The sequence below is a fragment of the Bacillus sp. FJAT-28004 genome, from assembly GCF_001280845.1.
GTDB lineage: Bacteria > Bacillota > Bacilli > Paenibacillales > Paenibacillaceae > Pristimantibacillus.
The window spans coordinates 3,270,371-3,291,348 of sequence record NZ_LGHP01000001.1 but is presented as its reverse complement, the minus strand read 5'-3'; the positions used below and the strand labels follow the sequence as shown (position 1 = coordinate 3,291,348).

The following is a 20,978-nucleotide window of genomic DNA, read 5'->3' as shown; positions in this document are numbered from 1 at the left end:
AAAAAAAGCAGTCTTACATGTATATGCTGAATACTCTGCAATTTTGTCTAATGCGCAGTGAGAGGTTGATTCGACAATTGCTTCGATTATGAGATTTGTGAAAAATGAGGAAAGCGAGCTCCTTATGAAGGAATTCAGCACAAACTGTCGAAATAGTAGTACTGACTATAAACAGGATGTGATAATGTGATTGAGATGCAAGACATATGGAAAACGTACACCGACGGAACGCATGCGTTAAAAGGCGTCTCTGTTCGTATAGATCGCAATGAATTTGTTTATCTAGTAGGACCATCTGGTGCAGGTAAATCGACATTTATGAAATTAATTTATCGTGAGGAAGTACCGACAAAAGGGCAGATTTCTGTTAATGGATTTAACATAGGGAAGCTGAAACCGCGCAAAATCCCATTTGTTAGACGAAATATTGGCGTTATTTTTCAGGACTTTAGACTTTTACCCAAATTAACTGTATTTGAAAACGTTGCATTTGCTATGGAAGTTATTGAAGCCCCGACCCGCGTGATCAAGAGGCGAACGATGGAGGTTCTCGATCTCGTAGGATTGAAGCATAAGCATGCAAGCCTGCCAGCTCAGTTATCGGGCGGTGAGCAGCAGCGGGTATCGATTGCAAGAGCGATTGTAAATAACCCATCCGTTATCGTAGCGGACGAGCCTACGGGCAACTTGGACCCGGAAACGTCGCAGGGCATTATGAACTTGCTTGAGGAAATCAACTTCCGCGGCGCGACAATCATTATGGCTACCCACAATAAAGATATCGTTAACTCCATACGTAAGCGCGTCATTGCAATCGAGGACGGCAATATCGTACGTGACGAGGCTAGAGGGGAGTACGGTTATGAAGCTTAGAACTATACTCCGTCATCTACGAGAAGGCGCCAAAAACATCATAAGAAATGGCTGGATGTCGTTTGCTTCAGTGAGCTCGATATTTATATCCTTGTTCATCCTCGGCATATTTTTATTGCTCGCACTAAACGTTAACTCAATGGCGGCACAGATCGAGAGTCAGGTGCAAATTCGCGTGTTTTTACAGCTTAATGTAGACAAAGCGAAGATAACGGAGCTGCAGAACAAAATCGGTAATTTAACAGAGGTCAAGCAAGTAACGTTTGTGTCCAAAGCAGAGGGTCTAGAGCTGCTGCGGAAAAACCTAGGCGATGAGAATAAGGATTTGCTGGATGGTTATGAGAAAGAAAAAAACCCGCTGCCGGATTCGTTTACGGTAGAGGTTTATGAACCGCAATCGATTGAAGAAGCAGCAAAGAAGATCGATGCGATAAATAAAGCAGATGAGCTCATTCCGATTGCCAAAATTAAATATGGACAAGGCACGGTAGAGACTCTTTTCAAAATTACAAATGCTTTGCGTTACATAGGTATCGTCATCGTTGTAGGTCTGTCGGTAACAGCGATGTTCCTGATCTCGAACACGATCAAAATGACAATTATCGCAAGACGCAGAGAAATTGGCATTATGAAGTTGGTTGGCGCGACGAATTCTTTTATTCGCTGGCCGTTTTTCATTGAAGGTGCACTTATTGGAATTATCAGCTCGGTTTTAACAACCGTTGCTGTGCTCGTTGGTTACTCGCAGCTTGTGAAATTTACGCAAATGGAATTATCGCTAATGATGATTAAGCTCATCACGGTAGAGGAGTCTGGTATGCTGACCGCCACGCTGCTCATAGTACTCGGAACATTAATCGGCATTTGGGGCAGCACGATTTCGATACGAAAGTATTTGAAAGTGTAGGAGGATGCGAACGTGAAGAAGAGGAAATGGCTGTTATTCACAGTCACGATAATGCTTGCGGTGTTTGTCATGCAACCAACAGGAGGAGAAGCTGCTTCTCTTAGCGAAATCAAGAAACAATTAGCAGCCGCTAAGGCGGAAATGAGGGAAGCAGAGCAACGTGCCGCTAAAGCGGAGCGGCAAGCGGCTAACGCTCATAATCAGGCAAAGACAGCCGAGAATGAGAAAGTAAGCATTCTGGGTAAGAAAACAGAAGCGGAAGCTTCTATCACAAATTTGATGGCAGAGATTGATAATGTCGTCATCAACAAAACAAAAATGCAAGCGCAAAGCGATGCCAAGGAAGAGGAATTGCTGCAGACCGGTCTTGAGCTCGAACAGGCTGAAGAGCGTGTAGTAACACGCGATGAGTTGCTGCAATCTCGCATGCGTCTGATGTATACGAACGGTTTTGTATCTTATATGGACGTGCTTCTGAGCGCGACTAGCTTTACTGATTTCATTGATCGTTTCGATGCCCTTCAATCGATTCTGTCGCAGGATCGAGATATTTTGGCGGAGCAAAGAGAAGAGAAGGAGCTTGTTGCTCTCAAGAAAGTGGAAGTGGAGAAGCAATTTGCAGAAGTAAAAAAGATTTATGAGAAGCTGGAGCAATATGAAGCTCATCTTGTGAAGAAAGAACAAGAGAAAGAAGTCATGATAGCGAGCTACAATAGCAATATCAAACAACTAGACAATAAGCTCGTCCAAATCGACTCCACGTTAGAGGAGCTCGAGGGCATCAGCAAGGAACAAGAGGAGCTGCTTATGGCGCTTGCTGCGGAAGTAGCGAAGTTGAATGCAGCGAAAAATAAAATATCGAATCCGTATACGGGCGGTAAGCTTGGTATGCCAATTAAGGATAACTATCGCATAAGCTCAAGCTTTGGCACACGGGTTCATCCGATCACAGGTAAAAAACATACGCATACAGGCATGGATTTCGCTGCACCACAGGGAACGGATATATACGCAGCTGAAGACGGTGTTGTACTCGTTGCGCAAAAGTGGAGCACTTACGGAAATTGTGTCATCATTGACCATGGGAATGGCTTGTGGACGTTATACGGACATATTCGAAATGGTGGAATTGACGTAAAAAAAGGTGAAACCGTTAAGAAGGGCCAGAAGATTGCTGAGGTTGGCAGTACAGGCAATTCGACGGGACCGCATTTGCATTTTGAAGTGCGTAAGAGCCAAACTCCTGTTAATCCAGGCGGATATTTGAAATAAGCAATCTTTCATAAAATAAATCAAGAGGCAGCCCATGTGGCTGCCTTGTTTATAATCGTACAGAAAAAATAAATATAAAATGATCATTTTTACCGAAAAATACAAATAATTGTAAGCGGCTTGTCATATACTAGTGTGGTCTTAAATCTAAGACCGTGTAAGATGAGAAGGTGGTGTAGACAGGTGCATTTCAAAGGACGGACAGTATTCGCGTTCGTTATGCTAACGATGATTGCATCCGTACTCGTTACGCTAACGATCGCGGACCAAATGATTAACCCGGACAAGCCAGCGGCGCCTGCACTTTCAGCAGCGGCAGCTGATGACGGTGACCGCTTCAGGCTTAAAACGGAAGAGCTGACGAAGCTTAATGCGGTACTGGAATTAATTGAAACAAAATATTATCAGAAGGTCGATCGCATGGAGCTGCTTGATGGTGCAGTAAGCGGCATGATGTCGTCGCTGGATGATCCCTATTCCGTCTACATGGAGAAGGACGTAGCTCAACATTTTTCGGAATCGATCGAAGGCTCGTTTACGGGTATCGGAGCAGAGGTTACGCTTGAGAATGGACGGATTGTTGTTGTATCCCCCATTAAGGGCTCTCCGGCTGAACGTTCAGGCTTATTAGCGAAAGATATTTTGCTGACGGTTAACGGGGCGAAGCTTGATGGATTGAATCTACAGGATGCCGTAGCGAAAATTCGCGGCCCAAAAGGGACAAAAGCGAAAATTCAAGTACAGCGTGCCGGATTTTCTGAACCGATACAGCTCGTACTCATCCGCGATGATATTGATGTGGAAACGGTATATGGCACACTGCAACCTGATGGTACAGGTGTCATTGAAATCAGACAATTTTCTCTACATACAGCAGAGCGATTTAAGCAAGAGCTCTCGAAGTTAGAGGAACAAGGGATGAAGGGGCTTGTCATCGACGTGCGCAATAATCCTGGGGGCGTTCTGCCGGTTGTTGTTGAGATTGCACAGACCTTCTTAGCCAAGGGTACGACAGTCGTTCAGGTTGAGGATCGTGAAGGAAATAGGGAGAAAACGCTGTCGAAGGGACAAGGAAAATCGTACCCAATAGCAGTTCTTATGAATAACGGGAGTGCAAGCGCGTCAGAAATTTTGGCAGGAGCGCTGCAGGAGAGCGCCGGAGCGAAGCTCGTTGGTGAAACCTCCTTCGGAAAAGGTACCGTGCAAGTGAGCTACAACAAAGCGCTTGGCGACGGTAGTCTTCTAAAAATGACGATAGCCAAATGGTTAACACCAAAGGGCAATTGGATCCATGAAAATGGAATAAAACCGGATCTTACGGTGCAGCCGCCAGATTTATATACCGTTGCAAGACTTGCGATTTCGGAGACGCTGAAGCAGGATATGCTGGGCGAGCAAGTACGGAGCGTACAAATCATGCTGCACGGACTCGGCTATGAACCTAAGCGCGAGGATGGTTATTTCGGAGCGGAGACAACAGAGGCCGTTAAGAGATTCCAATCCGAGCACAGCTTGCCGGCTACGGGACAGGTCGATAAGCAAACGGGAGAAGTGCTAGAGAAGCAAGTCATTAAATGGATTCAAGATAAGAAGAATGACAAGCAGCTGTTGGAAGCAATTAAGGCGGTAGGCAGGAAATAATACGCGCATGTCGAATGAATAAGAGGTTGACTCTGTTTAACAGGGTCAGCCTTTTATTTTTATACGCGAATAGGGATATGTGGAACAAGCGAAGGAGTGTTGGCTTTGGAAACGGCGATCGAGTTAATAGAAATGCTCGGGCAAGCGGCTGTCCAATTAGTTGCACAGCCATTCTATTATATTGCGGTGTTATTCATTATTTTACAGTATACAAGGCAAATACGAGTGGAGAGGCAAATGTTTGCGGTAAAGCTGCATCATTGGCCGGGCTTGGTTCTTAAGGCGATGTTTACGGGCCTCATGATCGGTATAACGGTGTCCATTGCAGGAGCGTTCATTGGGGTATCGCTAACAGGAGAAGCCGTTCTCTGGCTTTGGGTGGTTGCTGCCATCTTAATGCTCATTCGAATAAGGTACTTATGTTTTGCCTACAGCGCGGGAGTAATCACGCTTCTCCAGTGGTCGTTTGGATGGACGACACTTGCGGATCGGACGGATTGGTTAGGGTCATTAGCGGTTTCGCTTGCAGGTATTGATGCTGCTGGTCTGCTGGTGCTGGTTGCACTGCTTCATCTTGCAGAAGCCGTTCTCGTTCGCTGGCAAGGTGATCGATTATCTACACCTTTATTTCTTGAGGGTAAAAGAGGAAAGCTGGTTGGCGGCTATATGCTGCAGGGATTTTGGCCAGTCCCGCTCCTCATGCTTGTACCGACAGATGCTAGCGGATCATCCATGACGGCATTGCCGTGGACACCTTTATTTGGAGCAGATTGGTCGCAGGGCTGGTCGTTTGTAGCCTTGCCGATGATCATTGGATTTACGGAAATGACACGATCTTTATTGCCGCGTGAAAAAGCAAAGCATGCTGCGAAAGGGCTGCTTCTGTACAGCATATGTTTAGCTGGCGCAGCTATTCTAGCTTGGTGGCAGCCGGTTCTGCTGCCGCTTGCTGCATTAGCATCACTACTGCTGCATGAGGCAATCATTTGGAGGAGCCGTTCAAAGGAAGCAGCGCAATCTCCATTGTATGTGCATGATTCACGTGGATTGCGAATACTTGGAATTGTACCTGGAACACCAGCTGCATTGATGGGACTTACAACAGGCGAGATTTTGCACAAGGTTAACGGGGTACGCGTACGTACAAAAGAAGACCTTTATGAGGCACTCGTTCAAAACTCAGCATTTTGCAAGCTGGAGGTTCTAAATCTCGATGGAGAAATCAAATTCGTGCAGCGGGCGCGATTTGCCGGTGAGCATCATCAGCTGGGCGTAATTCTTGCTCCTGATGAACAAGCCAACTACTACGCATCGGCTGGCCCAGCTTCATTACTGCAGCTGCTGCGCAGCTATCATGCATCTAATCGACGTGATCCGAAGGTGGAGAGAATGGACAGCTAGTAAGGGCTGGAAAGCAATAAAAAAAGGTGGATCAGGATATTCCTGATTCACCTTTTTTGAAATATAAGAAAGGATATCATTTGCTAATATGAGGGGGACCATTTACAGGATTTTGGGTATATATGGGCGGAGTATGAACGAGAACGGTTACGTCAGCGATGGCTGAGTTTTGCGAGGATGTTGGCTGCTTACTATTTGGAGTGCGGCGATAGACAAAGCGATGTTTTGCAATTATATGAGAGAATACAAATGATGGACCCTTATCATGATGAAAAACCGAGTATGCTGTGCGTATTCTTTTTTTGTTTGCGAACGTTGCGTCGCTTTAAGGATAACGGTATAATAGATGGGAACAAACATTCTTATTTTGAAATAACAGTGAAATGAAATTCCTATAATTGACTATAATGATAAAAGCATAAATTTTGGAACGATGGGGGTGGGTGATAGGCGTGAGTGAGATCGTAAAAGAAACGAGGCTGTTTGAGTTAAAATCGGATTATACGCCGCAAGGCGATCAACCGAAGGCAATTGAACAGCTTCTAGAAGGTATTCATGCAGGAAAGAGACATCAGACGCTTCTCGGTGCGACCGGTACAGGTAAGACGTACACAATAGCGAACATGATCGAGAAGCTAAACCGACCAACGCTTGTGATTGCCCATAATAAGACGCTCGCAGCTCAGCTTTGCAGTGAGTTCAAATCCTTTTTTCCTGATAACGCAGTCGAATATTTCGTGAGCTATTATGATTACTACCAGCCGGAAGCCTACATCCCGTCCAGCGATACCTTTATTGAGAAGGATTCAAGCATTAATGATGAAATTGATAAGCTTCGACATTCCGCGACGACCTCACTGTTTGAACGCCGTGATGTTATCATCGTAGCGAGCGTTTCCTGTATTTATGGTCTCGGATCTCCGACGGAATACGGAGGCCTTGTGCTTTCGCTCCGTGTAGGGATGGAAAAGTCACGGGATGCGATTTTGCATAAGCTGGTCGATATTCAGTATCAGCGCAACGATATAAGCTTCACGCGTGGAACGTTTCGTGTTCGTGGCGATATTGTCGAGATTTTCCCTGTAGCCAATAATGAGCGGGCCATTCGAGTGGAGCTTTTTGGTGACGATATCGAGCGAATATCGGAAATTGATGTGCTCACCGGTGAAATCATCGGCGAACGCGATCATATCGCTATTTTTCCTGCATCTCACTTCGTTACGCAAGAAGAGACGATGAAGGTGGCACTCGTCAATATCGAGAGGGAGCTGGAGGAGCGTCTCGCCGAGCTCCGCGAAGCAGGCAAGCTGCTTGAAGCGCAGCGGCTTGAGCAGCGGACGCGCTACGACTTGGAAATGATGGCGGAGATGGGCTTCTGTTCAGGAATTGAGAACTATTCTGGACCGCTTACTTTTAGAGAGCGGGGGGCTACGCCATACACGCTGCTTGATTATTTTCCGGATGATATGGTTATTGTGATTGATGAGTCGCACGTATCACTGCCGCAAATTAGAGCGATGTACAACGGTGACCGTGCTCGTAAGGAGATGCTCGTAAATCATGGCTTCCGTCTTCCGTCAGCGATGGATAACCGTCCGCTTCGCTTTGAGGAATTTGAGGAGAAGGCGAAGCAGCTCGTCTATGTATCCGCAACGCCAGGCCCTTACGAGATTGAGAACACCGACAAAATGATCGAGCAAATTATTCGCCCTACAGGTCTAATTGATCCGATTATTGATGTCCGCCCAACGAAAGGGCAAATAGATGACTTGCTGAACGAAATTCGTGATCGCATTGCGAAGGATGAACGGGTGCTTGTCACCACACTGACCAAGAAAATGTCAGAGGACTTAACCGATTATATGAAGGAGATAGGCATCAAGGTAAGATATCTCCATTCTGATATTAAGACGCTGGAGCGATTAGCTATATTGCGTGACCTTAGGCTGGGCGTTTTCCATGTCCTCATCGGAATCAACTTGCTTCGAGAGGGTCTCGATTTGCCTGAGGTATCGCTGGTTACGATTCTTGATGCGGATAAAGAAGGTTTTCTTCGCTCGGATCGCGCGCTTATTCAAACGATTGGACGTGCGGCGAGAAACAGTGAAGGCCGCGTCATTATGTATGGCGACAAAATAACAGATTCTATGGATCGAGCGATAAAAGAAACAGAGCGTCGCCGTACGATTCAACTTGCATATAACGAGAAACATGGCGTTACGCCGCAAACGATAAAGAAAAAAGTTCACGCCGTGATTGAAGCGACGAAGGTAGCCGAGCAGAAAGCCGACTACTTAACCGGTGCTGGTGTGGACAAAATGACAAAGAAAGATCGTCTGGCGCTTGTTCAAAGGCTGGAAGCAGAAATGAAGGATGCAGCAAAAAACTTGCAGTTCGAACGTGCAGCAGAACTACGGGATGCGCTGCTTGAACTACGTGCCGAGATGGGCTAAGAAGTAGGAGGAGAAACGATTGGCTAGCGATAAAATAGTTGTGAAGGGCGCTCGCGCCCACAATCTAAAAAACATTGACGTCACTATACCACGCGACAAATTTGTGGTACTGACGGGGTTAAGCGGCTCCGGTAAATCTTCCCTTGCATTCGATACCATCTATGCAGAGGGTCAGCGTCGTTACGTTGAATCATTATCCGCTTATGCACGCCAATTTCTCGGACAAATGGAAAAGCCGGATGTCGATTCTATCGATGGACTATCACCGGCCATTTCCATTGATCAGAAGACAACGAGCCGCAATCCGCGTTCTACAGTCGGAACGGTTACCGAGATTTATGATTATTTGCGGCTTTTATTTGCCCGTATCGGCAAGCCGCATTGTCCAGAGCATGGCATCGAGATAACATCGCAGACCGTTGAGCAAATGGTTGACCGGATTATGGAATACCCTGAGAAGACTAAGCTGCAAATTTTAGCTCCTCTTATTTCAGGCCGCAAAGGCGAGCATACGAAGCTGCTCGCTGACATTCAGAAACAAGGTTTTGTACGTGTACGCGTGAATGGTGAACTGCGAGAGCTGAGCGAGAAGATCGAGCTGGAAAAAAATAAAAAGCACAGCATCGAAGTAGTCGTCGATCGTATTGTTGTGAAATCGGATGTTCAAACGAGACTGGCGGATTCTATCGAAACCGCGCTGAAAATATCTGAGGGTCGCGTACTCGTTGATATCATTGATCAGGAAGAGCTTCTTTTCAGCTCAAATCTAGCTTGTCCGGAATGCGGCTTTAGTATTGAAGAGCTAGAGCCGCGTATGTTCTCGTTCAATAGTCCTTACGGGGCATGCCCGGATTGTGATGGATTAGGCATGAAAATGATCGTTGATCCAGATCTGCTTGTACCTGATACAAGCAAGTCGATTGCGGATGCAGCTTTCCTTGCATGGGCAGGCAGTACATCTAATTATTATCCGCAATTTCTAAGCGCGGTTTGCGTGCACTATGGCATACCGCAGGACGTGCCGGTATCCGAGCTTGAACCGGAGCAGATGAAGAAGATTTTATATGGAACAGGCGGAGAGCGTGTTCGTTTCCTATATGAGAACGATTTCGGCCATCGCAAAGAAGCCTATGTTCCATTCGAAGGCATCGTTCATAATCTTGAACGGCGTTATAGAGATACCGCATCGGATATGATGCGAGAGCATATTGAGAACTATATGAGTGCTAAACCATGCGGTGGCTGCAAAGGACAACGGCTTCGCAAGGAAACTTTAGCGGTTACCATCAATACGCAGCATATTTCTCAAGTAACCTCTTTGTCCATTGGAGATGCGCAGAAATATTTTGATTCGCTAAAGCTTTCTCAGAAGGAAATAGCGATCGCGAGTTTAATCTTGAAAGAGATTAATAGTCGGCTAGGTTTCCTTGTGAACGTAGGATTAGAGTATTTGTCGTTAAGCCGCGCAGCGGGTACGCTGTCGGGCGGTGAAGCACAGCGCATTCGATTGGCGACACAAATCGGCTCAAGTCTTATGGGCGTTCTGTATATATTGGACGAGCCAAGCATAGGCCTGCACCAACGAGATAACGATCGTTTGATTGAGACGCTTGAGCATATGCGCAACCTTGGAAATACGCTGATTGTCGTTGAGCATGACGAGGATACGATGCTGGCAGCCGATTATATTATCGACATCGGGCCTGGAGCGGGTATACATGGAGGCATGGTCATTGCGGAAGGTACGCCAGAGGAAGTGATGGCGAATGAAAACTCATTAACGGGTCAATATTTGAGTGGACGCATGTTTATTGAAGTGCCTTCGGAACGTCGCAAGACGAGCGATAAATGGTTAGAGGTTCGTGGTGCGAAGGAGAACAATCTAAGAAACGTAAATGTGAAGATTCCACTTGGTGTCTTCTCAGCGGTGACAGGTGTTTCCGGCTCAGGGAAATCGACTTTCGTAAATGAAATTCTGTACAAAACGTTAGCGCGCGATTTGAACAAGGCGAAGACACGTCCGGGACAGTACAAGGAAATGCGAGGCATCGAGCATTTGGAGAAGGTCATTGATATTGACCAATCGCCAATTGGTCGGACGCCAAGATCCAACCCTGCTACCTATACAGGTGTGTTTGATGACATCCGTGACTTGTATGCGAGTACGACGGAATCGAAAGTACGCGGCTACAAGAAGGGAAGATTCAGCTTCAATGTAAAGGGCGGACGCTGCGAAGCATGTCGCGGAGATGGAATCATTAAGATTGAGATGCACTTCCTCCCTGATGTGTATGTGCCTTGTGAGATTTGCAAAGGCAAGCGTTACAATCGGGAGACACTGGAAGTGAAATACAAAGGTAAAAATATAGCGGAAGTGCTGGAAATGACCATCGAGGACGGCTGCTCGTTCTTTGAGAACATTCCACGTATTCACCGGAAAGTACAGACGCTGCTTGATGTTGGTCTTGGTTATATGAAGCTGGGGCAACCAGCTACCACATTATCAGGTGGTGAAGCGCAGCGCGTTAAGCTGGCTGCTGAGCTTTATCGTCGTTCCACAGGCAAGACGCTTTACATTTTGGATGAACCAACAACAGGTTTGCACGTACACGACATCGACAGATTGCTGACCGTTCTTCATCGCTTGGTTGATTCAGGTGAATCAGTGCTCGTTATTGAGCATAACCTCGACGTAATCAAGACGGCGGATTATTTAATTGATCTAGGACCAGAGGGCGGCAATGGCGGCGGTATGATCGTTGCGACAGGCACGCCAGAACAGGTCGTTAAGGTAGATGGCTCGTACACCGGTAAATATTTAAAACCAATTCTTGAGCGTGATCGCGAACGTACGACAGCGCGGCATAAAGAGAATCTAAAGGTTGCTGCAGCAGCTGAATAGTTAAGAAAAAAGAGGGAGCAAGCTGAGTTTACTCAGACTGCTTCCTCTTTTTTTTGCATATTTACAACCAAACCGAAACGTCAGAGCGATGGGATATAAACGAAAATAGTACAACTTAAAAAGCGTGTTAAATGATAAAAAGTAAAATATGTTCCAAAATGCAAAGATCTAATTCTTATGAGCTTCTCTTTTTTTTTCTAAAATGAAGCATATAAAGAAAGTTTGAAGGAGGAGCTTCATGAGACAGAAAAAAACGTTAGTCCAGCTCAGTATGGGAGCAAGGGAGCAAATTGCAGGCTATTTATTCGTTGCTCCTTTAATGCTCGGACTCGTTGTTCTTACTTTGATTCCCGTATTAGGATCACTACTGCTGAGCTTTACGAGTTGGAATTTTGTTGCAGGAATTGATGCAATAAAATTTGTTGGTTTAGATAACTTTGATCGACTATTTAATGATGATGTTTTCATGAAAAGTTTGTTAAACAACCTTATCTTCATCATTACGGTGCCCATTACGATTGTGCTGGCATTGGTACTGTCCATTATCATTGATAAGCATGTTTATTTGAAGGATATGTTCAAAGTTGTATATTTTTTACCTTATATCTCAAGTGTCGTGGCTATAGCTATGGTATGGCAGGTGCTCTTTCATCCCTCGTATGGACCTGTGAACAATTTCTTAATCTCGATCGGATTCGACAATCCACCGAAATGGCTTGCAGATATCGATTATGCGATGCCATCGTTGATGATGATTCAAATATGGATTTTGCTAGGCTATAACATTATTATCTTCATTGCTGGCTTGCAGGGGATTCCGAAGGACTTGTACGAGGCTGCCGATATTGACGGTGCGAACACATGGACTAAATTCCGTAAGATTACGGTGCCTTGCATATCGCCGACTACCTTCTTCCTGCTCGTAACTGGAATAATTGGTACTTTCAAAATTTTCGATTTGATTCAAGTGTTAACACAGGGCGGACCCGCTAATTCGACGACCGTCATCGTATATGAGCTATATGATACGGCATTCAATCAATTGAAAACAGGCTACGCATCGAGTATGGCTCTTGTTCTTTTTGTCATTTGTCTTGCTATTACGGGCCTGCAAATGCTCGCACAAAAAAAATGGGTGAACTATTAATTCGGAAAGGAGGAATTGGCAATGAAAAATGTGAATGTATCCAAAATCGTATGGACAATCATTATGGCAGCTTTCGGCATGATGTCGTTGCTTCCATTCTTGTGGATGCTGACAACCTCATTCAAACCGGAAGCAGACGTATTTAATTTTCCCATTGAATGGATTCCAACAAAGTGGCATCTTATCGAAAATTATAGGCAAGTGTGGACGGGAGGTTTTCTCCGGTATTACACCAACTCCATATACATTACATTAACGACAACATTGATTAATGTATTCGTATGTGCGCTAGCAGCGTTTGGTTTTTCTAAACTACGCTTCCGAGGCAGAGATACTATGTTTCTTCTTGTACTTGCCTTATATATGGTACCTCCACAAGCATCGCTTGTACCGCAATTTCTATTGTTTAATTGGCTGAACCTAATCGATACGCATATTGGTCTTATTCTTATCAATAGCTTCAGTATTATTGGAGCATTCATGCTCAGACAATTTTTTATGGGTGTGAACAACGAGTTTATGGAATCAGCTCGCATGGATGGCGCAGGTCATTTCCGTTCCTTTTTTCAAATCGCGCTTCCGCTCATTCGTCCAGGCTTGGCGACCTACGCAATACTGCGATTTATATGGACATGGAATGACTACCAGTATCCGCTTATCTTTTTGAAGTCGAAGGATCTATTTACGATTCAACTGGGCATCAGGCTTTTTGGTGACCAATATGGAGACATTTACTCACTTATGATGGCTGGCGCCGTATCGGCGATCGTTCCTTTGCTTATCATTTTTGCGCTTGGTCAAAAACAAGTTATCGAAGGAATTTCACTTGGTGGTGTAAAAGGGTAACAAAGTCAAAATAGTTTCTCTTCAGTAAAATTTGGGAACTTCGAATCAGAATTGAACGTGGTAGGATTTGTTTGTAGACGTTTTCATAACGAGTCGTGTTATAAATATTAGGAGGGTTACTATGAAAAAGAGATTAACGATGATGTTATTGGGATTAGCTGTATTCGCATCGGCTTGCTCCGGGGGCAACAATGGTGGGAATTCAAATGCTGGCAGCGCCACAAACGCTACTAACGCAACTAATGCTCCTAAAGAGCCAGTGGCAGAACAAGTAACACTGAAGTTAAGCACATGGCAAACCGACGGCAAGGCAAAGTGGACTGAAGTGATTTCGGCATTCGAAGAAAAACATCCGAATATTAAGGTTGAGCTTGACCTGCTGAATGAAAAAGGCGATTCGATTGCTTCCATGCAAAAATTAGATCTAATGGCTGCATCGAATGATCAGCTTGATATTATTGAACTGCCATACACGAACTATTCGCAGCGCGCCGATATTGGATTGCTTGAGCCTTTGGATAGCTACATCGAAAAGGAAGGCTATAAATACGAAGACGAGTATCTTGTAGATACGAAGGTAAACGATAAAATTTACGCTTTGCCTTCCTCCATGCAGCGTTGGTTCGTACTCTTGAATAAAGAAATGCTAGACGAGGCTGGCTTGCCTGTTCCAACGGACTGGACTTGGAAAGAGTTTATGGAATATGCGCAAAAATTAACGAAGGGTGAAGGAACAACGAAGCGTTACGGAGCTTATTTGCATAACTGGCCGGATTACTTCCAATTGCAAATGATGAGCAAACCTTCGGAAAACACATTCCTGAAAGCGGATGGTACTTCCAACGCGACAGACCCTGTGCTTAAAGCAAATTTAGAAATGATGAAAAAAATGATGTACGAAGACAAAAGCGCAAATATGTACGAGGATATTATTTCACAAAAGCTTGCTTACCGTAACCAATATTTCAACGGTTTAGCTGCAATGCTGCCAATGGGAGACTGGATGGTAGCTGAATCCGGAGGCACGGAGGCAATCCCGGCTAATTTCCTAACGGCATTCGCTCCACTGCCTAAACTAGATGGAGAAAGCAAACATTATTCGCCAGTACAACCGACGTATATGGGTGTAGCTGCGAAATCAAAAAATAAAGAAGCGGCCTATACTTTTGTAAGATGGTACACCTCTGAAGGTCTTGCTGTTAGTGGACGCGTATTCTCCGGCTGGGCGAAGTCTGATTCCAGCAAGCTAATCGATACCATAGTAGCTGCAGCTAAAGATCCTTCGAAAATCGACGTAGAGTCATTGAAGTATACGATGAGTACTACGGTTCCAGGTAATGCGCCAGTTCCTGCGAAATATGCAGATGAAGCCAAAAATACGGTTATTCCTGAGGCGGAATTGTATATTCTAGGCAAACAAGACGTGGATACTACGATTGCGAATATTGATAAAAATATCGCAGAGGTTGTAAAAAACAACGGCAATTAATGATGAGCTACGTTGAAATTGATCTTTCGTAATAAAGGGCATACAATGTTGTGGGACAGGAAGAGCATCAATTTCTGTCCCTATTCTATTCAGATATGAGGCCTGCACTTGTGTTAAAACGACAAGATACATTACGGATGAAATTAGTATGGTCAGCATTGATTTGTTTTGTCATTCCGCTCGCTGTTATTTATCTAGTCACAAACTATTTAACGAAAGATATCATTTTAGACAAAGTTGTATTGAATGCGGAAGATTCACTTAAGGTCGCTAAGTCAGAGATTAACAGCGTATTTGAACAGACATTAAATTTATCGAATTTTGTGTTGATGAACTCTGAAATACGTCAAATGCTAATGGTAAACAAGGCTGGATTAACCTTACAGGAGCAGAAGCAGGAATATGCGGTTAATTTCAGCAAGCTGTCGCGAATTTTGGATGATCTTTTTATTCAAAAAAATGATTTTCAGGTTACGATTTTAGGGGTGAAAGAACCCTTTTATACAAACTATTCACATAGTGATTTGAATCCGAAATTATGGTATGAGAAAAAATGGTTTCATCAATTAAATGAACTGCCGATCTTTTCTACCTATTGGTTGGGTGAGCAAATTCAAACAGAGAAGATTACGACTCATTTCGTAACGATGGGAAGACCGATCAAGAAGACGGCTAGTATTCCAATTGGCTATATGATCGTTAATATAAATGAGCGCTTAGTTCGTCCCTATCTAACGACAAATGAAAATCAGGAAATGTTTTTGTTAGATTCAAACGGCGTCGTTATCTCACAAGCTGACCCATCCCGAATTGGGGAAAGGCTGCTTTGGTGGAAGCCAGAGGGAATGGACCGAACAATCGAAATCGAAAGAAAAAAATATGTTTATGTCGAGCAAAAATTAGAAAGCAACGATTGGCGAGTCGTAAGCCTTATTCCAATGTCCGCGGCCATTGATAAGAACAAACAGGTGTTGTTCGTTAGCTTCATCGTTCAAGCCTTGTTCTTCTCGTTATTTTTCGTGCTGTTGACGATTCGAATATCTGCATTAACGAAGCCTATTCGTGATTTAAGTGTGTTTGTTACGAAGATTGGACGTGGCCAGCTCGACGAGCGCAATAATATACGCGGACATAATGAAGTCGGCCATTTAGCGAAAACGATAGATTTTATGCTGGATCGCATTCAAGAGATGTTCGAGCAAATTACATTAGAGCAGGCAAAAAAGCGAAAAGCGGAGCTTGAAATGCTTCAGGCTCAAATTAATCCGCATTTTATGTTCAATCTGCTCAATTCGATAAGACTCAATATACTGATTCAAGGGGATCAGGAGAATGCGGAATTAATCAAATCGCTTTCCTCTTTATTGCGTATGACGATTAATCGGGATAATGAATTTATACCTCTGGAAGAAGAGGGAGACACCGTGCTCCATTATGTGAAGCTTATGAATTTCCGACATGCCAACCAAGTCAGAGTAGCGTATAACTTTGAGGCTGGCTGCGAGAAAGCGTTGGTTCCGCGTTTCATGATTCAACCGTTAATTGAAAACGCCATTATTCACGGATTCGAGCAATTTGACGGTGAAATTTTTATCGATGCTAATAAAGAGTACGTCAATGGGCGTGCGCTGCTTCGAATCATTGTGCGGGATAACGGAATTGGAATGACGGAGGTTAAGTTGAAAGAGCTTCAAGCGAAAAGCGAGGATGTGCACGACCCGCAGGAAAGCGAAAATAAAAGCTTTTCGGGTATCGGCGTGAAAAATGTGTTTCAGAGGCTGCGGCTCGTTTATGGAGAGTATGTCAAAACCACGATCGAAAGCGAGTCAGGTGTCGGAACGAAGATAACATTAATATTCCCATTCGAGTGTAAGAGAGCAGGTGCGCAGCATGTTGACGGCAATTCTAGTGGATGATGATTATCCGGTAGTACGTTATCTCTCTCAAACCGTTTTATGGCATGACCTCGACATTAAGTTGATTGGTTGTTACTCAAATGGCCTTGAGGCTTGGGAGGCAGCGTGCCAGAGTCCGCCCGACATTATTCTAACCGATATTGGCATGCCGAAAATGAGTGGGCTTGAGATGCTAGAGAAGTTTTGTGAAATTAATCCGAAAGGCAGAGCCGTTGTTCTGTCCTGTCACAATGAATTTAAATATGCACAGCAAGCGCTGAAATTGAATGTGAAGGATTATATATTGAAAGAAAGCTTGGATGTAGAGCAATTACAAGCAATATTGAAAAATATCGTGACCGATTTGCAATTGGAGAACAAAAAAGCGACGGATATGGTGTTGTACAAACAAAAGAATCAATCCGCGTTTAAAGAAAAGTTTTTGAAAGACACCTTGTTTCAATCCTATTGGACAAAAGAGGCTTGGATTGAGCAAGCCCGGACGAACGGGATTTCGCTGGATGCCAAAAGCTATATTCCACTAGTCGTTATTATTGATCGCATGTCGACCGTCGCAAGCAATCGGAAATTGAACGATTATACGATTGCTTTCTCGGTTGAAAATGTCTTGCACGACTTATTGGATGCTTCACGCTGGTTGACATTCCGTTATAGCAATAAGCAGTTAGTTATCTTGTATGGCAGCAATGATCCGGCCAAAGAGCAGCAAATGATTTATTATGCGATGCAGGAAGCTATTGCAGTTATTTACAAGTATTTAAAAATATCGGTTTCCTGTATTCAGGGCAGGGAAACGAGAGGGCCGAAAGAAATGCAAGGCGTCCTGCTTCCGATGTTGAAAGAGCCGGAGCATTGCTTTTATCTCAAAGAATCGGCAGTACACAGTTTCGGAGTTGTGTCATTCTCCAAGGAGGATATGTATACAGATTATTCTCAATTGTTTGCGAGTATAAATCAAAGCATCGCATTAAATGAACCAGACGAGCTGCGGAATACGATCGTGGAGTGGACGAATGAGGTTCGAGCAAGAAGGTTTCATCCAAGCAATGTAAAGGAATTAGTTTTACAGCTGCTTATGGACCTGCAAATGAAAACAAAAGTTACACTGCAGTATCACCCTTTCCTATCAGAAGAGAAGTTGTACGATGCGGTCAACGCAATTGAAACGCTAGATCATTTGGAAGAATGGATGATCCAGCATTTGAATGAGCTATCCAGAAGATTAAGCATATTTGCGATCAGTTCTAAACGGACGGAAGTGATCAAGGCTCAACAATTTGTTGTATCGCATGTAACGGAGAAAATGACGTTAGAGGATATGGCAAATCATTTGAACTTGAATTCCAGTTATTTTAGCCGTCTGTTTAAAAAAGAGACGAATCAAAATTTCATCGAATATGTCAATATGGTTAAGCTTCAGAAAGCGAAGGAGCTTCTCCAGCAATCTAGCAAAAGTGTTGAAGAAATTTCTGATTATTTGGGTTATGCCAACAAAAGTTATTTCATTAAGTTGTTCAAACGAGAGATGGGCATGAGACCTAGCGAATATTCAGTTTGGAGCAAAGGTCATTTTGAGTGAAACGGAGAGAGCTTTCATGGCAGCAACGAGATATAATTTATTATGACATTGTTTGAGGTGGTGAATGGTGATGTGGCAAACTGCAATTGACGATGCGATAGTTAAAGTGAAGCAAAATATAGGTAAACATCCAGGAAAGCTGCCGCATATTATTGAGGGACAGCGTTATGAGTGGGGAGAGAATGATGACTGGATCGAGGGCTTTTACATTGGCATGATGTGGCTTGCCTATGAATCTAGCGAAGATTCTTTCTATAAGGAAGCAGCCCAATCCTTTTTACCGAACTTTAAAGACCGACTTGAACGCCATGTAGCACTCGATCATCATGATATTGGTTTCTTATATTCTTTGTCAGCCGTTGCGGAGTGGCGAGTGACAGGAAGTGAAGAGGCCCGTGCTGTGGCGCTCGAAGCTGCCGAAACGCTCTATTCACGCTGGCGGCCGAACATAGGGATTATTCAAGCCTGGGGCAAAGAGGATGATCCGGAAAACGGTGGGCGTATAATCATTGATTGTTTAATGAATCTTCCGCTGTTGTTCTGGGCCTATGAGCAGACAGGCGAACAAAAATATTATGATATTGCCTATAAGCATGCTTGTGCTAGCCAAAGGTTCTTAATTCGTGGCGATCGATCGTCTTATCATACGTTTTACTTTGATCCTAAGACTGGTCATGCACTTCGAGGCGGGACTCATCAAGGTTATGAGGATGGTTCGACCTGGACAAGGGGGCAAGCCTGGGGCATCTACGGATTTGCTCTCGCGTACCGTTATACGAAGGATGCCGATTTTTTGGAAACGTCCAAACGGTTAGGCCATTACTTCATTGAGCATTTGCCCGAGGATCATGTCGCTTATTGGGATTTTGATGTACCGATTGAGCAGGATACGCCACGTGACAGCTCGGCCTCTGCTATTGCCATTTGCGGCCTGCTAGAACTGCAGGAGCTGCTTGCCGAGGATGATTCAGACCGTGTTATATTCGAGAAGGCCATTCATAGCAGCATGGATTCGTTAGTCGATCATTATGCAACGACAGATCTTCCGGATGCGGAAGGACTGCTCAAGCATGGATCTTATCATGTGCGGGGCGATCGTGCGCCGGATGATTATATGATTTGGGGCGATTATTATTATTTAGAAGCACTAATTCGAATGAACAAGGGAATTAAAGGCTATTGGTAGCCTATGCAGCAGCTTAGAGACAAGCATTGCTGAAATGATCTTGCTCGCCAATTAGAAGAGGTTGTCACTTAAGGTTTATAACCTTTAGGGACAGCCTCTTTTCTATATAAGGCTGTAAGCTTCGTTTACGTTGATGGTTTGGCAATGGTGTTTAGCTTCATTTTGAGCAACAGGTAAAATTTATACGATATCAGTCAAATCTGTTCATTATAGCGAAGTTTGGTTTCTGTCTATAATGGTACAAAGTTCAATTGTAAGTGCTTACATAAGGGGAGGAGGGAAGTACATCGTGAAAGTGAAAAAGATGCTTATAGCCCTATGCAGCATGCTTATTTTATTTATTGCCGGAGCAGTAGTGCTTGGTAACATGCCTTCTTTAAGCCTCAATGAGAAGACTGCTTTTACCATTGATAATTACGACGTATCGGAAAGTGAATTTCAAGCTTTTTTACAAAGCAACAAGGCTTTAACAACTAGTTATTTCAAACGAACCTACAATGCCGATTATAACAAAGATTTTTGGACTGCTTCTTTCAATGGTGAAAATCCACTAGAGTATGCGAAGCAAAAAGCAATGGATGAGCTTGTGAAGGTAAAAATTGAACAAATCATTATGAAGGAAAATGGGATCGTCAGTGACATTTCTTACGAAACGTTCTTGAAGATCTATGATCGAGAAAATAAGGATAGAGCAAGAAAAGTAGCCAATAACCAGCCTATCTACGGTCCGAAAAAATATGGGAAAGCAGAGTATTACTCCTATCATCAAAGTATGAACGTTCAGAAACTCATCGATAAATGGACGAAGGAAGCGCAGAGCAAGCTGCCAGACGATAAGCTTAAACCTTATTATGACAAGGTGAAGCAGCAGTATTTTCACAAAGGTTATGAGTTTGAATACGAGAGAATTTCCATCGACAGGAAAGCGGATGTGAAGGAGGAGCTATGGAATGAAATTGTCCAAGCAGCCTCTTCCAAAAATATATCGTTAGACGAAGCAGCAGCTTCACTTGGCGTACATTTAAGCACCGAGCATCTGACACTAAATCTGACGGAAACATCCAAAGAGGATACACTATCGCAAAATCTTTACACCCAGTTTCTCGACTTCTCGGAAGGCGATTATAGCGATTTTGATCAATCAGGCGATGAGATGTATAGGTATAGGCTTCTAGTGAAGCGAGATAGAGGCATAGAAAAGTATGAGGATGTTAAGAACGCAGTCATTCAACTCTATGTGCAAGAGCAGTTAGAAGAAGAAGTAAGCAAGCGCTTGAAAGAAACGAAGATTGAAATGAATAAGGAGGTGTTCCCTAAAATAACGATCATGTCGTAAGTCCATCAAAAATAATAGGAGGATGATATT

At 44.0% G+C, this 20,978-nt stretch carries 14 protein-coding genes; all 14 read left to right on the top strand.

The window, feature by feature from the left end; genetic code table 11:
• The first annotated feature begins 186 nt into the window (after window positions 1–186).
• Window positions 187–873: a cell division ATP-binding protein FtsE gene (gene ftsE, locus AC787_RS14275; RefSeq protein WP_054025381.1), complete on the top strand. Its 687-nt coding sequence runs from the start codon at window positions 187–189 to the stop codon at window positions 871–873.
• On the top strand, window positions 863–1,780 hold the full coding sequence (ftsX, locus tag AC787_RS14270; protein WP_054025380.1) for a permease-like cell division protein FtsX: 918 nt from the start codon (window positions 863–865) through the stop codon (window positions 1,778–1,780). Before ftsE ends, ftsX begins: the two co-directional genes overlap by 11 nt.
• Window positions 1,781–1,792: 12 nt before the next feature.
• The gene (locus AC787_RS14265; protein ID WP_235560979.1) at window positions 1,793–3,052 is read left to right on the top strand and encodes a murein hydrolase activator EnvC family protein; all 1,260 of its coding nucleotides are present in this window, start codon (window positions 1,793–1,795) and stop codon (window positions 3,050–3,052) included.
• 183 nt (window positions 3,053–3,235) lie between these two features.
• Window positions 3,236–4,693: a S41 family peptidase gene (locus AC787_RS14260; protein WP_054025379.1), complete on the top strand. Its 1,458-nt coding sequence runs from the start codon at window positions 3,236–3,238 to the stop codon at window positions 4,691–4,693.
• 105 nt (window positions 4,694–4,798) lie between these two features.
• Window positions 4,799–6,094, top strand: a complete 1,296-nt coding sequence (locus AC787_RS14255) for a PDZ domain-containing protein (RefSeq protein ID WP_054025378.1) — start codon at window positions 4,799–4,801, stop codon at window positions 6,092–6,094.
• A 452-nt stretch (window positions 6,095–6,546) separates the two neighbouring features.
• Entirely contained in the window at window positions 6,547–8,547 is a 2,001-nt protein-coding gene (uvrB, locus tag AC787_RS14250) for an excinuclease ABC subunit UvrB (RefSeq protein WP_054025377.1), read from the top strand.
• Window positions 8,548–8,566: 19 nt separating this feature from the next.
• Window positions 8,567–11,449 carry an excinuclease ABC subunit UvrA gene (uvrA, locus tag AC787_RS14245; RefSeq protein ID WP_054025376.1) on the top strand — a complete coding sequence of 961 codons (2,883 nt, stop codon included), beginning with the start codon at window positions 8,567–8,569 and terminating at the stop codon, window positions 11,447–11,449.
• Between the two features lie 238 nt (window positions 11,450–11,687).
• Window positions 11,688–12,596 carry a carbohydrate ABC transporter permease gene (locus tag AC787_RS14240; protein ID WP_054025375.1) on the top strand — a complete coding sequence of 303 codons (909 nt, stop codon included), beginning with the start codon at window positions 11,688–11,690 and terminating at the stop codon, window positions 12,594–12,596.
• Window positions 12,597–12,617: 21 nt separating this feature from the next.
• A complete protein-coding gene (locus AC787_RS14235; protein WP_054025374.1) occupies window positions 12,618–13,442 on the top strand; it encodes a carbohydrate ABC transporter permease in 825 nt (274 codons plus the stop codon).
• 121 nt (window positions 13,443–13,563) lie between these two features.
• The gene (locus AC787_RS14230) at window positions 13,564–14,931 is read left to right on the top strand and encodes an ABC transporter substrate-binding protein (protein ID WP_054025373.1); all 1,368 of its coding nucleotides are present in this window, start codon (window positions 13,564–13,566) and stop codon (window positions 14,929–14,931) included.
• A gap of 110 nt (window positions 14,932–15,041) precedes the next feature.
• Window positions 15,042–16,847: a sensor histidine kinase gene (locus tag AC787_RS14225; protein ID WP_054025372.1), complete on the top strand. Its 1,806-nt coding sequence runs from the start codon at window positions 15,042–15,044 to the stop codon at window positions 16,845–16,847.
• Window positions 16,822–18,426: a helix-turn-helix domain-containing protein gene (locus tag AC787_RS14220; protein ID WP_054025371.1), complete on the top strand. Its 1,605-nt coding sequence runs from the start codon at window positions 16,822–16,824 to the stop codon at window positions 18,424–18,426. The genes AC787_RS14225 and AC787_RS14220 overlap by 26 nt, the downstream gene beginning before the upstream one ends.
• Before the next feature lie 70 nt (window positions 18,427–18,496).
• Window positions 18,497–19,612 (top strand): glycoside hydrolase family 88 protein, encoded by a 1,116-nt coding sequence (locus AC787_RS14215; RefSeq protein ID WP_200930712.1) that lies wholly within the window; start codon window positions 18,497–18,499, stop codon window positions 19,610–19,612.
• A gap of 289 nt (window positions 19,613–19,901) precedes the next feature.
• A complete protein-coding gene (locus AC787_RS14210) occupies window positions 19,902–20,948 on the top strand; it encodes a hypothetical protein (RefSeq protein ID WP_054025369.1) in 1,047 nt (348 codons plus the stop codon).
• Window positions 20,949–20,978 lie beyond the last annotated feature (30 nt).

What these genes read in the sequence shown, in the direction of transcription:
- AC787_RS14235 (WP_054025374.1), top strand. Translation starts at nt 12,618, where the DNA reads ATGAAAAATGTGAATGTATCCAAAATCGTATGGACAATCATTATGGCA.
- AC787_RS14230 (WP_054025373.1), top strand. Translation starts at nt 13,564, where the DNA reads ATGAAAAAGAGATTAACGATGATGTTATTGGGATTAGCTGTATTCGCA.
- AC787_RS14220 (WP_054025371.1), top strand. Translation starts at nt 16,822, where the DNA reads ATGTTGACGGCAATTCTAGTGGATGATGATTATCCGGTAGTACGTTAT.
- AC787_RS14215 (WP_200930712.1), top strand. Translation starts at nt 18,497, where the DNA reads ATGTGGCAAACTGCAATTGACGATGCGATAGTTAAAGTGAAGCAAAAT.
- ftsX (WP_054025380.1), top strand. Translation starts at nt 863, where the DNA reads ATGAAGCTTAGAACTATACTCCGTCATCTACGAGAAGGCGCCAAAAAC.
- AC787_RS14240 (WP_054025375.1), top strand. Translation starts at nt 11,688, where the DNA reads ATGAGACAGAAAAAAACGTTAGTCCAGCTCAGTATGGGAGCAAGGGAG.